The 21358-nt window shown below is 63.9% G+C and carries 27 protein-coding genes and 1 pseudogene; 11 read left to right on the forward strand and 17 right to left on the reverse strand.

Annotated features, from left to right (window positions below; all coding sequences use genetic code 11):
- Positions 1–47 precede the first annotated feature (47 nt).
- The 6 genes from OHB23_RS22660 to OHB23_RS22685 form a co-directional block, all read right to left on the reverse strand.
- Positions 48–905 carry an aspartate/glutamate racemase family protein gene (locus OHB23_RS22660; RefSeq protein WP_328811757.1) on the reverse strand — a complete coding sequence of 286 codons (858 nt, stop codon included), beginning with the start codon at positions 903–905 and terminating at the stop codon, positions 48–50.
- A 159-nt stretch (positions 906–1064) separates the two neighbouring features.
- Positions 1065–1913, reverse strand: coding sequence for a substrate-binding periplasmic protein (locus OHB23_RS22665; protein WP_328811758.1), 849 nt, complete (start codon positions 1911–1913; stop codon positions 1065–1067).
- Positions 1914–1929: 16 nt separating this feature from the next.
- On the reverse strand, positions 1930–2616 hold the full coding sequence (locus OHB23_RS22670; protein ID WP_328811759.1) for an amino acid ABC transporter permease: 687 nt from the start codon (positions 2614–2616) through the stop codon (positions 1930–1932).
- A complete protein-coding gene (locus OHB23_RS22675; protein ID WP_328811760.1) occupies positions 2613–3266 on the reverse strand; it encodes an amino acid ABC transporter permease in 654 nt (217 codons plus the stop codon). The genes OHB23_RS22670 and OHB23_RS22675 overlap by 4 nt, the downstream gene beginning before the upstream one ends.
- On the reverse strand, positions 3266–4054 hold the full coding sequence (locus tag OHB23_RS22680) for an amino acid ABC transporter ATP-binding protein (RefSeq protein ID WP_328811761.1): 789 nt from the start codon (positions 4052–4054) through the stop codon (positions 3266–3268). The genes OHB23_RS22675 and OHB23_RS22680 overlap by 1 nt, the downstream gene beginning before the upstream one ends.
- An 848-nt stretch (positions 4055–4902) precedes the next feature.
- Positions 4903–5283, reverse strand: a complete 381-nt coding sequence (locus OHB23_RS22685; protein WP_328811849.1) for a carboxymuconolactone decarboxylase family protein — start codon at positions 5281–5283, stop codon at positions 4903–4905.
- A 286-nt stretch (positions 5284–5569) separates the two neighbouring features.
- On the opposite strand from OHB23_RS22685, the gene OHB23_RS22690 reads away from it, so the two are divergent.
- The 4 genes from OHB23_RS22690 (at position 5570) to OHB23_RS22705 (ending at position 7525) form a co-directional block, all read left to right on the forward strand.
- Positions 5570–5722 (forward strand): hypothetical protein, encoded by a 153-nt coding sequence (locus tag OHB23_RS22690; RefSeq protein WP_328811762.1) that lies wholly within the window; start codon positions 5570–5572, stop codon positions 5720–5722.
- On the forward strand, positions 5719–5889 hold the full coding sequence (locus OHB23_RS22695; RefSeq protein WP_328811763.1) for a hypothetical protein: 171 nt from the start codon (positions 5719–5721) through the stop codon (positions 5887–5889). Before OHB23_RS22690 ends, OHB23_RS22695 begins: the two co-directional genes overlap by 4 nt.
- A gap of 494 nt (positions 5890–6383) precedes the next feature.
- Entirely contained in the window at positions 6384–6524 is a 141-nt protein-coding gene (locus OHB23_RS22700; RefSeq protein ID WP_222626631.1) for a hypothetical protein, read from the forward strand.
- Between the two features lie 38 nt (positions 6525–6562).
- On the forward strand, positions 6563–7525 hold the full coding sequence (locus OHB23_RS22705; protein ID WP_328811764.1) for a DUF4192 family protein: 963 nt from the start codon (positions 6563–6565) through the stop codon (positions 7523–7525).
- Positions 7526–7679: 154 nt separating this feature from the next.
- On the opposite strand, the gene OHB23_RS22710 is transcribed toward OHB23_RS22705, so the two are convergent.
- A complete protein-coding gene (locus OHB23_RS22710) occupies positions 7680–7859 on the reverse strand; it encodes a hypothetical protein (RefSeq protein ID WP_328811765.1) in 180 nt (59 codons plus the stop codon).
- A 233-nt stretch (positions 7860–8092) separates the two neighbouring features.
- On the opposite strand from OHB23_RS22710, the pseudogene nrdH reads away from it, so the two are divergent.
- The 4 genes and pseudogenes from nrdH to OHB23_RS22730 all read left to right on the forward strand — a co-directional run bounded on the left by nrdH (position 8093) and on the right by OHB23_RS22730 (position 9364).
- Positions 8093–8335, forward strand: a pseudogene (gene nrdH / locus OHB23_RS22715) (glutaredoxin-like protein NrdH).
- A gap of 41 nt (positions 8336–8376) precedes the next feature.
- Positions 8377–8544, forward strand: coding sequence for a hypothetical protein (locus OHB23_RS22720; RefSeq protein WP_328811766.1), 168 nt, complete (start codon positions 8377–8379; stop codon positions 8542–8544).
- On the forward strand, positions 8541–9128 hold the full coding sequence (locus OHB23_RS22725) for a DnaB-like helicase N-terminal domain-containing protein (protein ID WP_328811767.1): 588 nt from the start codon (positions 8541–8543) through the stop codon (positions 9126–9128). Before OHB23_RS22720 ends, OHB23_RS22725 begins: the two co-directional genes overlap by 4 nt.
- Entirely contained in the window at positions 9125–9364 is a 240-nt protein-coding gene (locus tag OHB23_RS22730; RefSeq protein ID WP_328811768.1) for a hypothetical protein, read from the forward strand. The genes OHB23_RS22725 and OHB23_RS22730 overlap by 4 nt, the downstream gene beginning before the upstream one ends.
- Before the next feature lie 309 nt (positions 9365–9673).
- On the opposite strand, the gene OHB23_RS22735 is transcribed toward OHB23_RS22730, so the two are convergent.
- The 9 genes from OHB23_RS22735 to OHB23_RS22775 form a co-directional block, all read right to left on the reverse strand.
- Positions 9674–10690, reverse strand: a complete 1017-nt coding sequence (locus tag OHB23_RS22735) for a sporulation-delaying protein SdpB family protein (protein ID WP_328811769.1) — start codon at positions 10688–10690, stop codon at positions 9674–9676.
- Complete coding sequence (locus tag OHB23_RS22740) at positions 10684–11199, reverse strand: SdpA family antimicrobial peptide system protein (protein ID WP_328811770.1); 516 nt, start codon at positions 11197–11199, stop codon at positions 10684–10686. The genes OHB23_RS22735 and OHB23_RS22740 overlap by 7 nt, the downstream gene beginning before the upstream one ends.
- Positions 11200–11266: 67 nt before the next feature.
- On the reverse strand, positions 11267–11962 hold the full coding sequence (locus OHB23_RS22745; protein WP_328811771.1) for a hypothetical protein: 696 nt from the start codon (positions 11960–11962) through the stop codon (positions 11267–11269).
- A gap of 70 nt (positions 11963–12032) precedes the next feature.
- Positions 12033–12407 (reverse strand): SdpI family protein, encoded by a 375-nt coding sequence (locus tag OHB23_RS22750; protein ID WP_328811772.1) that lies wholly within the window; start codon positions 12405–12407, stop codon positions 12033–12035.
- A 776-nt stretch (positions 12408–13183) separates the two neighbouring features.
- Positions 13184–13534, reverse strand: coding sequence for a hypothetical protein (locus OHB23_RS22755; RefSeq protein ID WP_328811773.1), 351 nt, complete (start codon positions 13532–13534; stop codon positions 13184–13186).
- A complete protein-coding gene (locus OHB23_RS22760; RefSeq protein WP_328811774.1) occupies positions 13527–14087 on the reverse strand; it encodes a thermonuclease family protein in 561 nt (186 codons plus the stop codon). The genes OHB23_RS22755 and OHB23_RS22760 overlap by 8 nt, the downstream gene beginning before the upstream one ends.
- Positions 14084–15067: a hypothetical protein gene (locus tag OHB23_RS22765; protein WP_328811775.1), complete on the reverse strand. Its 984-nt coding sequence runs from the start codon at positions 15065–15067 to the stop codon at positions 14084–14086. Before OHB23_RS22765 ends, OHB23_RS22760 begins: the two co-directional genes overlap by 4 nt.
- Positions 15064–15480, reverse strand: coding sequence for a hypothetical protein (locus OHB23_RS22770; RefSeq protein WP_328811776.1), 417 nt, complete (start codon positions 15478–15480; stop codon positions 15064–15066). The genes OHB23_RS22765 and OHB23_RS22770 overlap by 4 nt, the downstream gene beginning before the upstream one ends.
- Positions 15481–15637: 157 nt before the next feature.
- Positions 15638–17131 carry a pentapeptide repeat-containing protein gene (locus OHB23_RS22775; protein WP_328811777.1) on the reverse strand — a complete coding sequence of 498 codons (1494 nt, stop codon included), beginning with the start codon at positions 17129–17131 and terminating at the stop codon, positions 15638–15640.
- Between the two features lie 426 nt (positions 17132–17557).
- On the opposite strand from OHB23_RS22775, the gene OHB23_RS22780 reads away from it, so the two are divergent.
- Positions 17558–17938 (forward strand): plasmid mobilization protein, encoded by a 381-nt coding sequence (locus OHB23_RS22780; protein WP_328811778.1) that lies wholly within the window; start codon positions 17558–17560, stop codon positions 17936–17938.
- Positions 17935–19716: a relaxase/mobilization nuclease domain-containing protein gene (locus tag OHB23_RS22785; RefSeq protein WP_328811779.1), complete on the forward strand. Its 1782-nt coding sequence runs from the start codon at positions 17935–17937 to the stop codon at positions 19714–19716. Before OHB23_RS22780 ends, OHB23_RS22785 begins: the two co-directional genes overlap by 4 nt.
- Before the next feature lie 96 nt (positions 19717–19812).
- On the opposite strand, the gene OHB23_RS22790 is transcribed toward OHB23_RS22785, so the two are convergent.
- Positions 19813–20673: a DUF2690 domain-containing protein gene (locus OHB23_RS22790; protein WP_328811780.1), complete on the reverse strand. Its 861-nt coding sequence runs from the start codon at positions 20671–20673 to the stop codon at positions 19813–19815.
- Positions 20674–20806: 133 nt separating this feature from the next.
- Here OHB23_RS22790 and OHB23_RS22795 point away from each other — a divergent pair, with 133 nt between their 5' ends.
- Positions 20807–21208: a hypothetical protein gene (locus OHB23_RS22795; protein ID WP_328811781.1), complete on the forward strand. Its 402-nt coding sequence runs from the start codon at positions 20807–20809 to the stop codon at positions 21206–21208.
- Positions 21209–21358: the final 150 nt, after the last annotated feature.

The following is a 21358-nucleotide window of genomic DNA, read 5'->3' on the forward strand; positions in this document are numbered from 1 at the left end:
CAGTCAGAACCATCAGAGCGGGCGCTCTGCTCAGTAATTGCCGATGTTCATTTCCATTTTCCTGAAGCAATGGAGTGGGCATTTATGGAGGTGGGGACGTTATGGGGAAGCACGTCGAGCGCCGACAGGGGTCTGGATGCTCTGAGAATAGCGCGAACTTGTGCAGAGCCTTCAGGGTCGCGCGACTCCTGTTTGGCGTAGTACCCGGTTCTGGCGATGCGGTATTGACCAACTTCGGCGAGATCGACCAGCATTTCAGCCATTTTCACTGCCATCAAGTTTGGATTCATTACTGATCGCAGCGGTAAGTCGAGTGGTGTTTCGCGCAGGGCGATTTCGTAGCATGCCGACACGATTGTGCAGCCGAGGATAACAGTCTCAGCGCTGGTGTCAGCCATTGCCTTCTCGATTACCTTATCGGTCTTGCGCGCGACTGCTGTTATATCGTCGACCATTTCGTCGATGTACCAATCGATGGTTGTCACGCCCTTACAGTTCGGCTCGAAACCGAACTTACGGACCTGATCTTCGATCTCAGTCGCTGCCTTGCGGTGGTCGGTCACCACGGCGAAATTGCGTCCGAAAGCACGTGCAAAACCGAGGGAGGCTTCGAGGGGGCCGATGACTGGTATGTCGACGATCTCGCGGCATTGGGCGACTCCGGGGTCGTAGCAGCAGCCGATGATCAGCCCGTCGTACCCTTCGTCCTCTGCCTGAATCGCCGCGGACATCGTCTCGACTTCGAGTAGGTGTTTCTGTGCCCAGAAGTCAGGTGCGGTGACCGGCCCAGTCAAGTGACGGATGTCGATATCGGTGTCGGGGCGGACGGCGAGATTCATGCTCCGGCGGATGAGGTCATCGTAGAGCGAGCTGCCGAAGGGATTGAGAAATAGCAAACGCGACATTATGGGTCCTCGTCTTTCGCGCGCCTCGATTGCTTCGCAATTCGACGTGCGGTCACTTTTGATCAGTGAGCTCCGTGGGTTGACGGCGGCTGATGCCGCGCAGTGATCAGCGGCGTCGAGTCGGAACAGTCTGTCCTGTTCGTTTCCTGCTCTGGGGCGTCACGATGTCTGCGGATTTGCGAAATCTGGGTTGATGTTGTTTTCCTCGAGGATCGCTGACAAGTCGCCGTTGTCACGGATCTTCATGATGAACGCGTTCAGCGCGTCGGTCATTTGCTGATTGTCCTTGGTGTGCGGGAAGTTGGTCACCGACGGCGTCTTGGTAGTGGGAATGGTGTCCGTTTCCTCCATGCGGACTGCGGACAGGCCGGCGTCACTTGGAGCCGTCGCCAGTCGGGTCGCCGACTCGTTCGACGCCATCACCGCGACATCGATACGACCGGTGAGAAGATCTTGGAAGAGCGCGTCGACCGATGCATAGAGTTTCAAATCATCTCCTGCCCAGCGCTGAAAATCGGGAATCCACAGCATTCCCTGGTTCATGCCGATCGTCTTGCCGGCATAGTCGGTGACGAGTCCAGAGGGGTCTTTCCCGACGATGACACCAGGATCGTCGTAAACAGCTGTTGTCTGGTTGACGAACTCCGCACGCTCGCTGGTCGGGTACCACCCTCCCGCCGCGATATCGGACTGTCCGCCCTTCACGGCTTCGATCACTCCTGCGGTCGGGAGCAGGTTGACAGTGGTGTTCAGGCAACTTTCTGCCGCGAATTGGCGAAGGATGTCGCCATCGACACCGTCGATGTCACCACGTTGATAAGTGAACAATGGTGGGTAGTCGGGCCCTGCGATGTTCAGCACACCATCCTTGATGGTGGGGAAGGTGTACTGCGGTTGACAATCCGATGCCACGGTGTCGGTGGAGGTCGAGGTGCACGCTGTCAAGGCAGCAATTGTCGACAGGGACAGGGCTGCAGCGATGAAGCTTTTGCGAATGTGGGTATTCATGCTGTGGTGCTCCTGGTCAGAGGGTGGGGGTCGCGACAGTGGTGCCGATTGTTCTTGCCTTACGTGGTGACCGATTGTTGAGGCGTTCGGAGATGAGCGACAAAGGAATTGACACTGCGGCGTACATGAACGCGGCGAGGCCGAGCATGTACAGGTACTGGAAGTTACTGGTGGCCAGCGTGTAGGCGCGGCTCATCAATTCTGGTACTGCAATGGCGTACGCGAGCGAGGTGGTTTGAAAGTAGACAATCGACCAACCGATCAGGGGCGGGACGACGATCTTGATCGCTTGGGGTAGCAGAACTTTGCGGTACAGTGCAAAAACCGACAGTCCTATCGACAGCCCTGCTTCGTACTGGCCCACAGGTACTGCAGCCAGACCTGCTCGGAATGCTTCACTGGTGTAGGCGCCGAAACTGATGGCCAGTCCGGCAACCGCAGCGATCATGGCCGTCGGTGTTATCGATACCTGCGGGAGCCCGAAGTACATCAGATAGAGAATGACCAAGACCGGGAAACCTCTGCCGATCTCGACGACAGCCATCGCCGGGGCGCGAACCAGCATATTCGTTTCCCGCAGTCCCAGCGCGAGGACGATGCCGAGCGGAATTCCGAAAACGAGTGTGGCGACTGTCAGTTGAAAACTCACAAGCAGTCCCGGTAGTAAATCGCCGGCGAAGTCGAGCAAAGTGTTGTCATTCATCGTGCGACCGTCCATTGTTGTGCGAGGCGGTTTCCGAGCCATCGTCCGAGAACCGATATCGGGAGACTGATCACCAAGTAGACGAGGCCACAGAGTACGAAGATTGTGAGACCGTCGAAGGTTCGCCGGCTCAACGATAGTGCGGCGGTGGTGATCTCTTGCACGCCGATCACCGAGGCGATGGCACTGTCTTTGAGCAGCCCGATGAAGAACGCCGTCGCGAGCGGCACGATGGTCACGATTGCCTGCGGGAGGGTGACCCGAACGAATGCCGTCATGCGCGACAATGACAGAGCTTGTGCGGCTTCGAGTTGCCCTGCGGGAACAGAGGCGAGTCCAGACCGATAGATCTCCGAGAGATATGCCGCACTGATGATGCCCAGGCCGAGAATGGCCGCGGCGATACTTTCGAGTTGAATGCCGAACTGGTTGAGCCCGAAGTACAGCAAGAACAGCCACACGATCGGCGGAATGCCGCGGGCAATTTCGATGTACGCAACGGCGAGGGTCTTGACCGCAGTGATGGAACTGGCCCGCGCTGCAGCCACTGGGACGGCTGAGACTGCGCCGACCACGAAGCCGGCGACGGTCAGCAAGGCTGTGATCGGAAGTCCACGGGCGAGTTCACCGAGAATGTCGCTGATGGTCATCAGTGCCCCGCCACGGCTCGTAGAAATTTCTGGGTGCGCGGCTGCTGCGGAGACCGTAGAACTGCGGTCGGATCGCCCTCCTCGACGATGCGGCCATCTGCCATGAATACGAGTCGGTCGGCGACGTTCTCTGCGAATGACATCTCGTGCGTGACGACGATCATCGTCATCCCGGACTCGGCGAGTTCGCGCATGACGGCGAGCACCTCGGCCCCGAGTTCGGGGTCGAGAGCAGAGGTGGGTTCATCGAAGAGCATCAGCTCGGGATCGAGAGCGAGTGCTCGTGCGATGGCTATGCGCTGTTGTTGCCCACCGGAGCACTGTGAGGGCCTGTTCTCCGCTTTCGCTGCCAATCCGACACGGTCGAGCAATTCGAGGCCGCGCTCACGTGCGTCCTTTTTGCTGCGTCCGAGCGCATGGGTCTGCGCCAACATCACGTTCTCCAGTGCAGAGAGGTGGGGAAACAGATTGAAGGACTGGAAACACATACCGACTTTGCGGCGCAGCTGCATCAGATCCGAGGGCCTGGGCTTGCGCCCCTCACGGACGCTCCCGACACCGTCGATGTAGATCTCGCCGCTCGTGGGCTGCTGCAGGTGATTGAACGTGCGTAGCAGAGTGCTCTTCCCTGAACCGCTGGGTCCGATGACAGCGCACACCTCTCCTCTGGCGATGGTCATCGAGACGTCGTCGACCGCTCGGTGGCCGTGAAAATCCACCACGATGTTGCGGGCCTCGGCTGCGTAAGAGTTGGTGTTGATGCCGGAGTCGAGGGTGGTGTCAGACATCGGAAAGCCTCCTGAGATTGCAACTGTGACGTGTCGAGCGGCGGAACCCGTGCGCTGCTGCTGATGTGTGGCCCTGGTCGTGCGACCACAGCATGCGAGCAGTCCAGAACTCGCCCGACTGTTCACCACCGGACTCGACATCCCATCTCTGATGGTGCTTCCGGGTCGCATCGACGAGCATCTGTGAACTGGTCCTGCGTGCAACAGCATTTGCTGGCGCATGGTGTTCGTGCCCTCGGATGGAGGGGCTGATTCCCCGCCGACGCGATGCGAGCCGAATGTCCGGGTCGGCGCTGGCGGTGCTTGAGCTCGTAGCGCGGACGAGTATGGGAACCAGTTGATCCGGGCGAGTACCAGGGTTCGCCGAGAAAAGGTCTGATCGAACGATAGGTGAGGCAGTGTAAGACGGCATCGAGGCTCCGAAGCTAGAACGGCCGAGCTTGAGGTCCTGCGCAGCATCCGAGCGGTGAGCTGCGTGGTGAAGACTAGGGTGTGGTCAACATCACGGCTGCTGTGTGATCTCTGACGACAGCGGTCGGATCTCGGAGATCTAACGACCCCGGACAGATGCACGTAGCCGTGGATGCCGACACGCGGGCTACAACAGATGGATGAGCTGTGGTCACCACAACTTCACCGACGATCTGAGCCTCGGTGGCTCCGGCTTAACGAACGCACTATCGCGCGTGATGTTGAACGGCTTCGCCATTCCGGCGTTCCCATCACCGTCACCGCAGGACGGGGCGGTGGGGTGTCCATCAACCACATCGCGTATATCGAACCCGTCGAACCGGACATGCCTGAGATCGCAGCGCTCATGGCTAGCCTCGCCGCAGTCGGCCCGACTGTCAGCACGCCGGTGAGATCGGAGCCGTCGAATAGTCATCGAGCGTGGCACGTACCACCTCGACCGCTAGACCGTGCACGGCAACAGCGCTGTGCGCGCCGACGCAGAACGGACACGAGTTCCATTGAGCGACCATCGCGGCCATGAGCTCTCGCTCTGCCACGGACCACTCGCTCGGACCTCGCATTGCCTGCTGCGTCCACGCGTTGAGATCGGGCCCGGTGAAGTCGCGGTGGTAGAACGCGACCCGAGCGGCATCCGGCAAGCGTGCTCTCGACACAGTCGAGATGAAGCGGAACAGAAGCCTCGTCCGAAGGCGGTCTCCCAGGTCGATCTCAGGCAGACGCATCTTCGGCACCATTGATCGCGCGAGCGGCTGCATCCCACCGCGCCAGGCCGGCACCGACACTGGCAGCGAGGATCAGTTCGAACGCACTCCGGTCGCTACCAGTCACAGCTCGCACAGCCGCGACGTCCTTGTCCGTCACACGGTATGCCGCCTCGCCGATCCGACGAGCCAGACGGTCGTAGGGTTCCGGCATCGCAGGCCCGCCCGACGCGCGCATCACGGCCGTGCGAAGTGCCGCGCTGGTCTGACCCTGCCCGATGATCTTCGCCTCGAGCGCACCGTCAGCAAGGACGACGACGAAGCCGCCCTCGGATGGAAAGTGTTCGGCACCGTCGCGACGACACCGTTCATCGCCGCCACCGACCGCGACACCTTGCAGGCGATCTCGCAGCACACCGCCGGTGACGACCTGGCGGAACCGGACGACACAGGGGACAATGGACCCGACACCGAGACGGAGGATCCGCGATGACCACCACCGAACGCCGCACCGTGAGCGGTGGCCGCTCGATGAAAGTCCGATCCGCAGCCGCCGAAGCGTCGATCAAACTGCTCGAGTACGACAACAAGCCCGTCCCGCAGTGGCTCCGCGACGTCGCCGCAGGCAAAGACGCAGCACCCCCGACCGTGAGCCGATAGACCTCACACCACCGAATCAGGCCCGCACCCACCACAGGGTGCGGGTTTTTTTCGTGTCCGTGTCCGTGTCCGTGTCCGTGTCCGTGTCCGTGGTCTGCCGGCGCGGTCGTCGGGCGTCGCCCCCGGAGAGTGCCGGCGGCCGGCGGAGGGAACGAAGAGCCGGCCGCCGGCCGGGCGTAGGCCACCCTGCGGGCGTCCACTGATCGGAACTCCGCTGCGCTCCGCCGGAGTGAAAAGCGTCGTTCTTTCGACACATCTGGCTACTCCGATGCTGCGTCACCCGTGCCCGTCTTACCCACACCCGACCTCCGCTGCGCTCCGGCCCCTCCGGGGTCCGAAAACTTCTCAGAACGCCTCCGGCTGAGAACTTTTCGTATCGGGTGCAGGACGCCGTTCCCGTGCGCCGCCTCCTCTGCGCCACGCCAGATGACGGCGAAAGAACGTGGTGAGGGACAAGGGCCGAGCCACACGAGTCCCGGAAGGAAGCACCAGTCATGCGCGCACAGCACCCGTCCACCGCAGACGAGATCGACATCCTCGTCCACAAGCAGGGCGCCCCCAAGATTCGCCGCACCGTCAAACGAGCCAGCGCCCGCTACGACCGCCGTAACGCACGCCGCGCACTCCGATCCTGACCGTCCCCCCAGCCACACCACCCGAAAGGTTCACCCTCATGACGCAACCCCGCATCACCCTCACCAGCGCAGCCCAGGTCATCGCCGCCATCCCCGCAGCCCTGCGGCACGTCCCCACCGAGTCCATCGTCGTGCTCGCGTTCACCGGCAAGACCCTCACCTTCGCCGCCCGGTTCGACCGCGTCGACGTCGCCGCGCAGGCGCACAAAATGACCGACGTCCTGCGTCGCCACGGCATCGAGTCGGTCGTCATCGTCACCATCGCAGACCGACCCGGCAAGAAAGCGGCCGCCGTCGAGAACCTGGTCATCGCCGGAATCCTCGCCACCGCCGTCGAGGTGATCGGCACCTACTGGGTCCCCACCCTCGCCGAACCGGTCACCGCCCAGGACCTCGACACCCTCGACACGTTCGACGTCGACCCCATCGCGTCGGAACTGGCCGCCAGCACCGTCGAAGCCGGAACGGTCATCGAGGGAAGCCGCACCGCGATCGGCAACCGTTACGCCCACGCCGAGGAGATCCACCCGGCCGAGCACGCCGACGCCGCGCAGGTGCTTGAGGAACTGGCCGCAGTCGTCTACGCCGACGAGCTGCCCGACAGTGGCCTCATCGCCCGCACCGCCGCCGTCATCACCGCACTGCCCGTCCGCGACGCGATGTTCCGGCTCCCGCTCTACGGCAGCACATCCGCGCACACCGTCATGGCCACCATCGCCCGCCACACCCGCGCAGAGGCCCGCATCCAGGCCCTCAGCATCGCCGGGTGGCTCTGCCACCGCGCCGGAGACGGAGCGGCCGCGAACATCGCCTACGACGCGGCAGAAGACGAAGCGACCAGCGCGGGCATCGCCACCCCGCAGATGCTCCGCCTACTCCGTCAGGCACTCGACGTCGCCATGAGCCCCACCGAGATCCGGACCCTCGACGTCGACGTCGACGCCGAGACGGTCCGCGCCACCACCGGGGCGCACCTTCCCGGGGCACCCGACCGGGACTAGAAACACCGGGCCGGGCGGCTCCCGCAGTCAGCGGGGGACGCCCGGCCACCGGCGGGGGGGGTAGCCGGCGATCGGGCATCGAGCCCTCACTCCGACCTCGACGCACCCACCACCGAGCGAACCTGTCGCTACCGAGCGGGGCCGGCCACCGCGATCACAGGTCGGGCATGTCCTCCGGCACCCACACCACATCCACAGCGCCCGCGGCGGCGGCGCGGGCCAGCGTCTCCTCGACAAGTACCCCCGACACCATTGCCTCGACCGCCAGATCCGACGGCGCACTCCGATCCAACGCCATCGCCACCAACGCCGACTCCACACGCGAATACGTCATCCCGCGATCCTAGACTCTCGCCGCGAACAAACCCGCCAATGACGAGAAAAGCGCACTACACAAACCCGCCCGAATCGGGACCGATTTACATTCCCGAACACCGCCATATCGGTTGCAGCACAACTTAAACGACCGATTCATCGTTATCGAACAAATACACTCCAGCGGTGGAAATAAACCCGTTCGTGAAATAGAATGGAACTACTCCACCGAATAGTCGAAAGGCGCGAGTCATGTCCGGAATCACCGTCTACACCAAGCCCAACTGCCAGCAGTGCCGGTCGACGTTCCGGGCGCTCGACAAGGCCGGCCTCGACTACACCACCGTCGACATCAGCGTCGACACCTAAGCCCGCGACTACGTGATGGCTCTCGGCTACCTCGCCGCGCCCGTTGTCGTCGTCGACGCCGACACCCACTGGAGCGGATACCGGGACGACCGCCTCGCCGAGCTCGTCGCCGTGTCCGCCGCCTGACCGCGCACCGCAACCCACCACCGACCGAAGGAGACCCCGTCATGGCGCACCTCGCGTTCGACTACCAGCCCGACCACGACTTCATCGCCGCCCAGATCGAAGTGGACCTCGCCGCCGAAACCACCAGCGCCGTCATCACCCCCGGCCACTGGACCACCCACCCGCGCCGACACCACTTTCGCCCGGTAAGGCCAGGGAACACGTCATGAGCGCACTACGGGCAGTCCCCGAACCCGAGCAGAACCCGACCGACCCGGTCCTCGACCTCGCACCCGACATCGCAGACCCCGGCGTCGACACCAGCGACGGCCTCGACCCGCGGACCGATCCGGAATCGTTGACCCTCTGCGCGCTCATGTGGTCCACGGACACAGCCGCCGCCGTCCGCGTCACCGACGCCCTCGTGCCGGCCGACTTCGCCGAGCCCGCCTACGCGGAACTGTTCGCCGTCATCGCCGACCTCGTCACCACCGGACAACCGCACGACCCCGCCTCCGTCGCCGCCGTCCTGCACCGAGCCGGGGGAGGACAGAAGGATGCACCGTTGCGCCGAGCACTCGCGGACGTCGTCACCGCCGACATCACCGGGTCCTCCGCCGCCGTGCACTACGCCGACATCGTGCTCTCCCAGTCCTACCGGCGGTCCTTCCACATCACCGGGCAGCGACTCATCCAGGCGGCTGAACAAGGCCCCGAGGATGAACTCTTCGACTACATGGTCGAACTGGGCACCGCTCAGCGGGCAGCGTGGAAGCGGCTCAACACTTTCCGAGCAGGAGGGGCGCACGCATGACTCGCGACGAGCTCGACGGCGAGGGTCCGGACCGGTATCTCACCGCCGACGGGATGCTCACCGCGGACGGTGACGACGCCGGTCGGTGGCTCGACACCGAACGCGCACGCGGCGCTGACTGGGACACGCTCGCCGACACTCTCGAGGTGCACCCGCGCGTTGCCCGGCACCTGCACACCCTGTGGTGTGCCGCCCGCGACCGCGCCGCCGACGAGGCGCAACACGCATTGTTCTGAACTTGCCTCAGCCGCTGGTGGTGCGTCCGCCCAATGCTCAACGCCCGCCGATCCTGACCACCGCGACTGTGACAGTCTCCGGCTCGGACGAGGAGGCCCCAGTGTTGATCGACATGCTCACCGGCACGGACGCCGAGCCGGCTGTGATGATGAGTACGTCGGTGTCGTGCACGATAGGCTCGCCTGGGAGTTGTCGCCCACTACCGGATAGGTCTGCTGCGTGTGGCCGTGAGCGATGTGACCGGCCTGGGGAAAGTGGCTTCCTGGCGTCTTTCGCGTCGACCATGGTTAAGAGTTCGAACTAATCGGTCACGGCGTGGTGGCACTTGCCCGACCGTTCGCGGATGCTGTGTCGGGATGCGCGATGTGTGTAAGGCCCGTCTGCGGTATCGGCGCGCCCGGTAATTTCTCGGTCTGAGGTGTATTGAGCTGCGCATCGTGCACTTGTCTTCGGTCGAGAACAACTCCGACGGCCGCCGTGACTGATCCGACCATGATCACCGCGAAGCTGACGATGCCCAACATCAGCCCGATGAACGTGTGGAGTGCGATAGAGATGCACAACGTTGCTCGGGCGGTATTCCGAAACGGCATCAGCACTAGAATTGCGATTGCAAACTCGGCGACTATCGATCCCCACGACGTAGCGAGGCTCACCAGAGGGATTGCCACCACGTCTCGGAACGAGTCCCCGAATATCCCTGCCGACCCGAACGACTCCATCCGCGCGACGTAATATGTCGCAGACCCTTCCTGCCATTGCGGCACGGACAGTTTTGCAAGTGAGCTATTGGCGTACAAGTATGCGACCTGAAGTCTCAAGGCCCACGCTCCGGACCAAGAGACGGCCCGTAATGCCGAGGGAGCGAACGTCTCCGCCGCCACTTCGTGCTTCGCCCAGTGCCATCTTCTTCGGTCGCCTGCGAGTGCAAACACCAGGAAAAAGGTCATGACTTGAGCGACGGATTCTCCGCCATCTGGCAACGAGATGGACGAGGCCATAGAAAAGCTCGCCCAAAAGTGAAGAGGCGCTGTCAGGCGTGGCAGTAACCCGCTCGCCACCAGGGCCAGTATTGCCATCAACACATATGACGTGGTTTGCGGGCTCCCCGGAATAATACAGTAGGCCGACGCACTCCGCACTTGATCGCATGCCATCTCGAATGTTTGTGAGCCGACCGGAACAAACAGGTACTCGGAGGGTGTGAAAACAAGAACGGACAATTGGCTGACGGCTATGAGAGTGCGACCGAGGCCGATCAGGCGTGATTGGTAGGCGTGCGCTCGGATGGCCTCCAGTATTCGATTTTGTGTCGCTGTCAACATTCGACGTCCAAATAAGTTGTCATATCTTCGTTTCGCCACCCGGTGTACAAGTTTCGATAGCTCCACGGGACAGGGCTGGTGGATGCAAGCACCAGTTCGCCGCACAAGGTGGGGACTGTGGACAAGTTTTTCACAGATAACGGCGCGTTGCCGTCCACTGCTGCTGTCACACAATCTCCTGCTATTTGTTCGCAGTCTACCCACAGATCGGTATCAACTTGAGAGAACAGATTCGCCATTTCAGGGCCTTGTGCCCGCTGTTTTCTCGTGAGCCCCCACATGTTGTCGGGCCGGGAGTTCGGTAGCGAAGTGAGTGGTGCTCCTTCCGGCGAGAACGCGGTGTACTCGGGAGAATCCAGTGGTTTGGTGAAGAAAGCCCAGGACTCTGGCAGGATCGCCGTTGCTACGGTTCGCTGAAGCGATCCGTTGCGCTGGTCGACGACATTGCTCGGGAGTGAGAAGAAGATCCCCGCGCCGAGAATCGATGTAAGCACGAGCATGCTGAGCATGCCCACAACCACCGCGCGAACCGGCGAGGCCTTGCTGGCCCCGCCGGTTCGCGCAGCAGTATCGATATCAGCGGAGCGCGGTCGCAATTTGCGCGATTCGGTTCTCGTGGTCGATGGGATCGCCGGCCATGCCGCTACCGTCCGGGAGGTACCAGGTTACGAAGGCAATCGTCGCAAGTGCCAATGTGGCGACACCGACGTTGGCGTAGCCCACGGCGTTCGCCACGCCGACAGCATTGGCGTAGATGACGACGTTGGCACCTGCCCATGCCCAACCGCGTGCCGTCGCCCCACCGTCCTGGCCGACAACGGCTGGGTCAACCTCTCGCCCACTCTCGTCGAGGAAGCTGTTGAAGTTTCGTGTCAGAGTCGCCAACGCGGAGTCGATTCGCGCTGGATCACCACTTTGGAAGGGGACGCTGACGGTCTCGTGGAAGTCAGGGTGCGCCGAGAGATAGTCGGAAACCACGCGGTCCAGCGCACCCTCGTCCGACGCTGGTTTGTCGGCAGAGAATCCGAGAACATTGAGTAGTTCCGGTCGATCGGATGCCAACTGTCCCTGACCAGCGAGGAGAAGCTTCAGTACGTCGCGATCTGAGTAGCTTGCTTCCGTCGATACAGGGCTGCTCAAGCTGGCTCGCGCCGGCGCAGCTCCAGTAGACCCGCTCTGTGGGTCGGAGTCCTGTGCGGTAGCCGTCGGAACCACCGCTAGGCCCAGTGTCAATATGCCGGCGGCCGCACCGGCAATAAAGCGTGTCTGCATACCTGAGAACCTCCAGGGTCGGTCGTGAACAACTTGGGAGGGCTGTTCACGGTGATGTAATCGATGGACTTCAGCGAGCGGATTTGGCCGCCTTGTCTGCTTGCGCGGTTGCCAGGATCAGGATCACTACTTCGACAGCGAGACCAATCGCAGGAATCGCAACAGCCGCGTGGTCGGTCACCGTGGAGTCAGACAGGGCTGACGCTATCGTCGCCCCGATCGTGAGTACAACAACGGTGACCGCTGTGATGACTGCGGCCATTAAGAAGGGCGAGGCGGCCTCGTGACCAACACGCCATGCCGCTGGTGAAGCCTTTGTTGCTTTGGTTCTGATTCCCACTGCGGAGTTGGGGCCCAGATTCTCGTACCCTTTACGCATGAACGCTGCGAGCGCCCCGATCAGCACAACCCCCAGCGTTAGTGATATTACGGCTGGAGTGTTCATGTTCAGTCTTACGCATCCCTTCCAGGTTGCGACACGCCGAGCGGTAGTCGGCCGCATCGATGAGGAGGGTCACCGTTCGTGACCCGCTGACTCCTAAAAGGTAACACAAGGTTTGGTATCCAGTAAGTAAAGACGTGGGTGATCCATCGTCGCGGATCGCACCGGAGTTAGCACCGTGGTGGTCTGCATCATGTTGCGCAACAGAGCATTACAAATCACTGGCTTCGTCGAGCGATACCTTCTGTTGTCACCGAATAGGACCCAGTTGTATCAGTTGCGCGGACCCGTCTTGTCCCATCGGATTCGCCGATGAATCCAGAAACGCGCGTCGTTAGATGGAACTCGCCCCATCCCGCCTGTAATTCAGGGAATGCGCCCATTTCGGGGTCTACGGTCTTTGTTCGGTACGCGATGAACCACCGGTGCGGGTAAGACGCGCCAGGCTACGTGCGGGCACGCACTTCCTGCGAACATTTGACTCCAGCCGTGCGATCGAGCCCGCCGCGTGCGATGTGCGCTCCGCGTGAACTGGGCTATTGCGTGCTCTTACGGACGCACCCATCCGCTTAGCCGAGACGGGCATGATGCTTGTTCCGGCGGATGATTGGCAGAAGGGAGGTTCTCATGCTCGGCCACCGTCCATGTCGAGCCCTCGCCAGTCCCCGGTCGGTCGAACCCGATGTGCGCGGCGCCGCTCTTGCGCTGAATCGGCGGTCGACGGGCGAATCGCTGGATGAATCTATACATGGTGCCAGGCCCGCGAGCCGCGGTTTTCGTCAGCGAATCTCGTATGGAGCGTCGCTGAGTCCGTGGCCGCGACCTTCGAGCACAGCGCGCAGCGTCAGCAGGAAGTTCTCGCTGGTTGCCGCTGTCGACCAGGGCCGGTGATCGAACCGGTACATCGAGCATTCGTTGCGGATGGCCCACCACGGGTCCTCGTGCGCGGAACATGCGTCGTCCCAGATCGCGAGCATGCCCGCCAGCTCGTCGCCGGCCGCACGCCTCTTCACGAGGTCATCGCAGAGTGCTGCCTGACGGTAGAAGTCGATGATCGACTCGCGTTGACGTTCGGACTCCACCGCCACCCCCTTCTCGACGTTCCCCCTGGACAGGGTCGATTCAAGCACTCCGATGGTTCCGGCTGCCGTGACCGTCAGACACTGCCGCCGCAGGGCGCTCCCCACAGACCGACACCGGCGGCCTGTGCCCGGTCCTCGGCGGCGGCGATGTCCGAAGCAGCGGACGATGGGTTGTTCCGGTCGTAGACGTAGGCGCGGGCTGCGCCCGCCTCCGAGGACCGGGCACGGAGTGGTCCGTCTCCGCGGGACCGATCCGCAGGTACCGCAACGCCCGGCCGTCGTCATCGACGTCGTCCTGTCCGGCGTCGGGAACCATTCGGACGCGTTGTCCGTCGAGCATTGCCCGGGCGAAGTTGGTCGCTTCCGGTCCCCAGCACTGCACCGGTGTGTTCGGCCGGTTCGTCTCCGGGGTGTCGATCCCGATGACCCGCACTCGCACCGTGCCCTCGACCGCGGTCTCGACGTCGACGACGCGGGTCACCGTCCCCACCGTGCTCGGCGGACCGGCATCGGCGGTGCCGCCCGGCAGGCACCCAGCGGTCGCGGCGACCACCACGACCGCGCCGGCCGCCACTGCGCCGACACGGCGACGTCGGGTCATGACGCCACCTGTTCGTCGGTACTGGTCTGCCCTTGTGCGCGGTCGCGGTAGCCGCGGCGGGCGGCATGTTCGGCGGTGATGAACGCTTCGACGTCGACACCGCCGTCAGAGGTGCGGTGCGGGAACGTGTCGGGTATGTACCCGCACCCGGGCAACGGGGTGAGGGCGAACGCGTGGTCGTAGATCGGTTCGAGATCCCCGTCGTCGAAGAACTCCGTCTCCTCCGTCGACACCACCACCGGTACCGACTCGCGCATGCCCATCCGCCGCGCCTTCTCCGTCGCCGCCGCGGTCCACGCGGCGAGGTAGGCGGCGGTGTCCGCGGCGTAGAGCCGGTCGACGGCGACCAGCTCCGCGCCGAGCTCGGTCACCACCGAGGACGGTAGTTCGGCCGGCCGCATAGCCGCCCGGATACTCGTCCGGTCCCGGTGCCACAGTTCCTGGATCCCGTAGTCGGCGAGCTGTTGGTCGCGGGTCTCGAGGTAGAGCACCACCGGCGCTGTCCGCTTCGCCAACGGCAACTGCGGGTCGGTCCCGAACGCTGCCAGTGCGGCGACGTGCTGCGCCGACTCGGACTGCGGGGACGCCGCCAGCAACGTGTCGGTGCCGCCGACGTTCGCCGCCGCCGACGCGGCCGCATGCTCCAGGACCGCGGCGACGTCCACGCTGCGGGTCTGCGCGATGCGGGTGAGGACGGAGGAGATCGCGTGCGCCGCCTGGTCGGGATGGTCGAGATCCGCAAGTACCGATTCGGTGGACCCGACGATGTTGCGCGTCGGCCGTGCCGGACCGTTGCCGTCGACGGTGACGAGTTGGATCATCACGTCGTCGACGCCACGATCGGGGAGCGTCTGCACCTGGTGGCGGACGAACTCGTGCGCGCCGACGTCGTCGACGAACACCCCGTGCGCCAACGGTGTGCGGCCGGGTTCCCCAGCAGGGGTGCGCCGCCACACCGTCGCTTCGACTCCGCCGCTCATGCCGCGCTCGACTCGTCGACAGCGGTCTGCTCGGCGTCCGCCGTCGTCTCGACGGCGGGAGTGCTGGTGTCCTGGGGCCGGCCGGACGCGGTGTCGGTGCCCCGTCCGCGGCCACCGGTGGTGCGGGCGGCGCGTTTGCTGGGCCGGGCGACGGAGTCCGGGACGGACAGGCCCGCCTTGCGGAGCTCGGCGACGGTCCACCCGCCAGCGACAGCGGTGCGGAACGCTGCGGTCTCGGCGGCCGCGAGCGCCGCTTCCCGTGCCTGCGCCGCTCTCACTTCCTCGGCGGCGGCGGCGCGGTCGTTCTGCGCGGTGACGATGGCGTCGATGTGGGCGAGGCGGTCGTTCAGCGCCGCCTCGGCGGCGGCGCGAACTGCGGCCGGGTCGACAGGAGTGACAGTGGTGACAGACATAATGCGGGCCTTTCGGAGGCGGTCAGTCCGGGTGAGTCACCGCGAGTCCGCGTGCTGCGCACGCGACTGCTCGACTCACCCATGGAGGAGGGCTGACCGGGGCGGCCCGCACGGCGTCCCGATCGCCCACGACTCTACAAACAGTCGTGCGATGCGTCTATCTGCCCGGTGGCCTCCGGTGTTTTGCGCGGCGGTGTTCGGCCACTACCTGGCCGACGAAGCGCCTCGTCGAGACAGTTGAAGTAGAGACGTCGGTGCCGCTGTCACCCCGCCCAGAACCGGCACTCGTGCCAGACGGTTCCGGCGCGTCGTCAGCCGCGGTTACCTTGCGCTTCGACCGGTTGATGGGAGGCCACAGCCTGGGCTCGAAGTTCGGGAGTGCACCCTTCTCCTCTAAAAGAACTTCGTCCTCCCCGAGCAATGATGGTTCGACGTCAATCGAGCGCAGTGCTTTGAACTCAACCAGCTTTGCTCGTTTCAACGTCGCTGCACTGAACATGACCGCGCCATCGAAGCTCGCGTTTGTGAAGCTGACGGTGGTGCGAGGGTCGAACTCGGCTTCCTGGAGATAGGTGGAACTGCCGGACTTGAAACGTGCGAGTTTGAACCCGCAATATTGTCCACTGAAATTTGCACCGTCGAAGGAAGTTTCCATGTGGAAGTGAGCGCAGTCGAAGAGTGCGTTGCCCTGGAACTGAGTTCTGGTGAACGTTGATCGGAACCAGAAGTACGCGGCGTGGAACGTCACTGTGTCGGTGAAGACGGCATCCGTGAAATCGTCCGACGTCAGGTAACAGTTGGCGAAGTTGGCGACTCCGGTGAACACAGTTCCGCGGAACAGCACACGGTTTGAGAAGCGTGCATGAGAGAAGTCCACCTCGTCGAGCCTGGCGGCACTGAAATCGAACGCGCATGTCGACCACGGACCCTCCCCAGGGTCCGGAAAGTCGCTGACCTTGGCAGCAATCACAGCGAGGATGGCGCCTCGCACTTGGCCCTCTTGCGCTGCTCGGTTGTCCGCCTCAAGATCCGGTTTCGGTCGAGGGCCAATCCAGCGGCTGAGCGTCCGGATTGAGGGCTTGGGTTGCGTAGCCGACTCTGTGACCTTGAAGGGAATGGAGGGTGTGCGCAGGTACGCGCAGAGTACGTCAACGCACACCTGGCGTTCCGTCTCGAAGCCCGCCTCCGCCCAGTCGTCTGCCAGGCTTGAGAGTGCATAAACGCCGGCTAACCGGATCGCGAATGAATCCGATCCAAGTTGCGCGGCGGCGGCGGTGTAGCGCTCCCTGAGTGCTCGCACGGAATTATGTTGAAACTCGCTCTGGCTGAGCGTCAGCGCACCGCTCGCGGTGAGTTGGGCTTCCCTCGCGGTGAGTTGGGCTTCCTCAGTGCTGCGCTGCCGGCGGAAGGCGATAAACGCGGCTCCGCCGAGGCCGATGACGCCGACGAGGGTGACAGTGGTTCGGGCCGAGTCGAAGATTTGCTGGCCAGTGGTGTTGTCCAGGAAAAAGTTCCATTCAGGGCCAGCCTGCTGCCAGGCGAACGCGTAAAACAGGGCGAGCCCTGTGATCGTCGACGCGAGAATCCCTAGGGCGGTTAACCATCCCAGGTGGCGCGGCTCCTTGTCTTTACCGTCCGGCTTCTTACCCATTGCGATATGACACCGCGGTAAGGACCACAGACAGTGCAGGCGCGCCGCGATGAAAAACGTGGGCGATTGACCCCAGCCGTGGACCGACCGTGTTCCTCGTGTGGATGCCCGATATTTCTCGGTCGCTGCGCTCGATCTCAGGCACCCACAAGTCGGGGTCGGACGCACCACCGGGGACAACCGCCGGCCGCGCAGCTCTCGCCGCCCGTTGCGGAACTCGCTGCGCTCGTCCTGAGCTTCTTTCACGGCGACCCGCTCCGCACGCTCCACGGCCCACCGTCATGCCCCAGGCGGAGCAAGCTATTACTTGGGTGCCCTAAACCTGGCGGTTTCGGCGGGCACCTGCCACACTGAGCGGTGTGGGTCCCCGGTTCGGGGTCGCTGCGCTGGGCCGAAAAGGTGCGGGATGAACGTGAGGAGCGGGCGGTGAGTGAGAGCCGAGCTGACTGGCTGCGCAGCCGCCAGGCCAACGTCATCGGGGGCCGGGTGCACCGGCATGTGGTGAAGCTGACCGACGAGCAGGAACTCGCCGTGCAAGCAGCTGCTCGGGTGCAGGGTGTGACGGTGGCGCGGTTGCTGGCGGACTCGGCGCTCAAGGCTCCGCGGGCGTCGGTCTCGCGTGAGGATCTGACGGAGCTGTTCGCTGTCACCAAGCTCATCGCGGCGCTCGGGCGCAACGTCAACCAGCTCGCGAAAGTCGCCAACGCGACGGGTGAGTTGGCGCCGGAGACGGAGGCGACGCTGGCGGCGGTGCTCCGTGTCTTCGACCGGATCCGCACGCTGCCGCGGGAGCTGACCGGGACGTGATCCCGAACATCACGCGCGGCGCGAAAATGACGGGACTGGTGTCGTACCTCGCCGGTCCCGGCCGGTCGAACGAGCACGAGAACCCGCACATCGTCGCCGGCCACGACAGCGTGATTCTGACTGCACCAACCGGAGAGCTGTCGCACGCCGAGGCAATCGAGCTGGCGCACGAGATCGACACGGCGCGCGTCGTGTTCGGCACCGAGGTCTCGTACACGAACCGCCGCCGGATGAACGCAGCAATCGAGGACGGCACGCCCCGGTCGGTGGCGCTCGCCGACGCCACCAGTGACCGCAACGTCTGGCACTGCTCGCTGTCACTCAACCCCGACGAGGGGGAGTTGTCGGACGAGAAGTGGGGCGCCATCGCGGCCGACTTCATGCGCGAGATGGGCTTCGACGACCCGGAGTCTCCCCGCCCGTCTGCGCGGTGGGTGGCGATCCGGCACGGCAAGACCACCGCGGGCGGCGACCACATCCACATCGCCGCATCCGCGGTCCGCGAGGACGGCACGAAAGTCGACACCTTCAACGACTTCACGCGCGCACAGGCTGCGTGCAACACCCTTGAGCGCACCCACGGGTTGGTCGTGTTGACTTCGCGTGAGAACGAACGCGGCACCCGCGGAACCAAGCCGGCGGAAGCAGCTCGCGCCACCCGAGTTGGTGCACCGGAAACCTCGCGGGCACTGTTGGAGCGCACAGTGCGGGCGTGCGCCACAGCGTCGAAGACCGAGGCGGAGTTCGTTCGCCGCCTGCGCGGGCAAAAGGTGCTCCTGCGCCCCCGCTACGACACCGGAACTACAGGCACCGTTATCGGATACTCCGTCGCCACCACGCTTACGGCCACCGAGCGTGCCGCCGGGACCAAGCCTGTCTGGTACGGCGGCGGACGGTTGGCAAAAGACCTAACCTTGCCGCGACTGCGCGACGAATGGGACACCACCGGGACCGCCCCGCAGGACGCAGCCGCGGAGTGGTCCGCTGCTAGGCGCGGCGCCGCGGTGACCATCACGACCGGGCGCGAACGTATGGCGCTCGATCCCGAGTTGGTGGCGCGGGCGGCAGAGGACATCAGCAAGTGGAACACCTACCTGATGTCGATCCCGGTCGGGGACACCGCGCAGTGGGCGCGCGCCGCCGGCCGTACCGCGGGCGTGTTTGCTGCATGGTCTGCGCGCACCGAGCCGACACCGGGGCCATTGGCGAAAGCGGCGGCGGCGCTGTCGCGGTCCGCGCAGATCCCGGCGCACCAACGCATCACTCCGGACCCGGAACGGCGTCATGCGGGCGGGGCAGCGTTGATCGTGTTGCAGGCTGCGCTCGCGACTCATGGCGGTGCGGCAGCGAACGCACTCCTGCTGCGGCAGATGATGCGGACGATGGAAGCGTTCGCTGACGCCGAGCGTGTTGCCGGCCATGCCCACCAGGCGCACACGCTGACCCTCGTGCGGGAACGAGAACTGACGATGCTGCGCGACCGACTACTTGTGCGAGTCGGTACCGACGATGCCCATCCTGATCGTGCGCCGACGCAGCCGACGGGTAGCGCGGCAGGTGAGATTGCAACGGGTTCGGCGGCGCAGGGCGCACGGGGTACTTCTATCGAAGACCTACCAGCGGAGGAAAGAGACGAGTTGCTGGCGACGCTCGAACGGGACAAAGCGCTGGCAGTGGACGAACGGCGCATGCGGCGGGGCCTGGCGGGCGACGGCGCCCACGGTGCGAACCCCACGTCGCCTGAGCGGGATCGCGACTGGAACGGGCCGGGACGCTAGGCCTTCTATACGCGGCAGCATCTGCGCTAACCAGAGCGGCGGCCGCGGCCGTGAACGCAATGAAAGAGGTTCGGGGCCCGAGAGAACAGTGGCAATTTACGTGCATTGTGGTTCTGCGACCTCAATGACGCGGGCACCGTTGTCCACGGTCACGGATCCGAGTACGCAGATGAGTTCGGTTCCCGAGCGGACGATCATGGGGGAGTAGGCGTTGCCTACGCCAGGTTCCACGGCACGCTGAGTGTCGCTTCTGGTTGGGTCATTCCCACGATAAGTGACGACCGTGATCGAGTCGCCAGCACCTGATCCATCCGTCCGCTCGACCTTTCCCCACACAGCATTGCAAGCAGGGGAGTAGATCACGAAGACAGTCATGCCTTCGGCAGTCTCTGGTGCGTTCGCACGGACGGCGTCCATGCTGCATCCGCTGGTGAGAGGGTCTTCCCCTGTTTGAGGTATCGCCTCATGTTCGACGGAGGGGTCTACCGTGCGGGGGGTTACCACTGCCGAAGTGATCAACGCCGTGATGACAGCCGTTATCAACGCCGTGCCCATGACCAGTGCGCCGAGACGACGTCGGGTCCAGTGGCCGCCCTGTGGTGGCTCGGCCTCATGAGCGCTTTCGCGTCTCAGTTTGGTTGCGATCGAGGTGCGCCACTCGATGAACTTCTCGACGAGGGCGGCGTCGTTGTCGGTTACGGCGGCCACGTATGCGGCGACGGCACCCGAAGCAGGAAGTCGGACACACTGCTGAACTGTGTGCATCGTGGACTTGCTGTTCGGTGTGCGGCCGGCTTTCTTCGCGGCCCTAGACAATGCCTCGACTGTCTTGTTCTCCGCATTGAGGTCTTGTAGTGCTCGGCGGAATGGGCACAGGAGCTGCTCAAGAGAGACTGCCTCCTCCGTGTGCGTCGTGTCCGACACCGGTTCGGTTCTCGCTTGCTTGTCAGCTGCCATGTCGGCCCCCTGGTCGCTCCGCCCTTTTCCGATTCTTCCAGATCTGCTGCTCAGAGCACCTGGATGGACGCAATCGGTGGTTGTGTGGGAATCCCTAGAGCAGCACCCGGATCAACCAAGGAGCGTGGTTTCGATGAAGATTCTCCCCTCGACCGGAGACAGCAAAGCGGTTGCGGCGACAGCAGCGACAGCAATCGCCATGGGTGCCAGCCTCTTCTTCGGAGGCCAACTGGTTGCGGACGCTCCTGCCCACGCTCAAGATCGGAGCTCCGGCTACTACGGACGCGTGTGCACGGTAAAGGCGCTGAGCGGTGACGGCATGATGGGTGGTGGATGCAATTCGTACGGCCCGGCGCACTGGATCCCGGGCAACTCCGGCAGCGCCGAGATCGCGGGATGGATTGAGGCATGCGCGACGGGCGTCGGCTGGGCTGTCGCTGCGGTGCCGTTCGCGAAGATGTCCCCACAAGGTTTGATCGGCTCAGCGTTCTTCGGGTGTGCGACATCCGCGGCCGATGAGCTGCTCGACAACTGATCGACCTGTTCGTCGCCGCCGGGGCTCGAGGTCTGGGCGAGGTGCCTCCGACTTCGTCCCGCTCGATTCCCGACTCGACCGTTGCACCGGCAGTCGCGGCACGGACCGCGCCCACTCCTCTGACTGCTAGGTGACGGGCGAGGAGGCCGT

The sequence above is a fragment of the Rhodococcus sp. NBC_00294 genome (assembly GCF_036163995.1).
Taxonomy (GTDB): Bacteria; Actinomycetota; Actinomycetes; order Mycobacteriales; family Mycobacteriaceae; genus Rhodococcoides.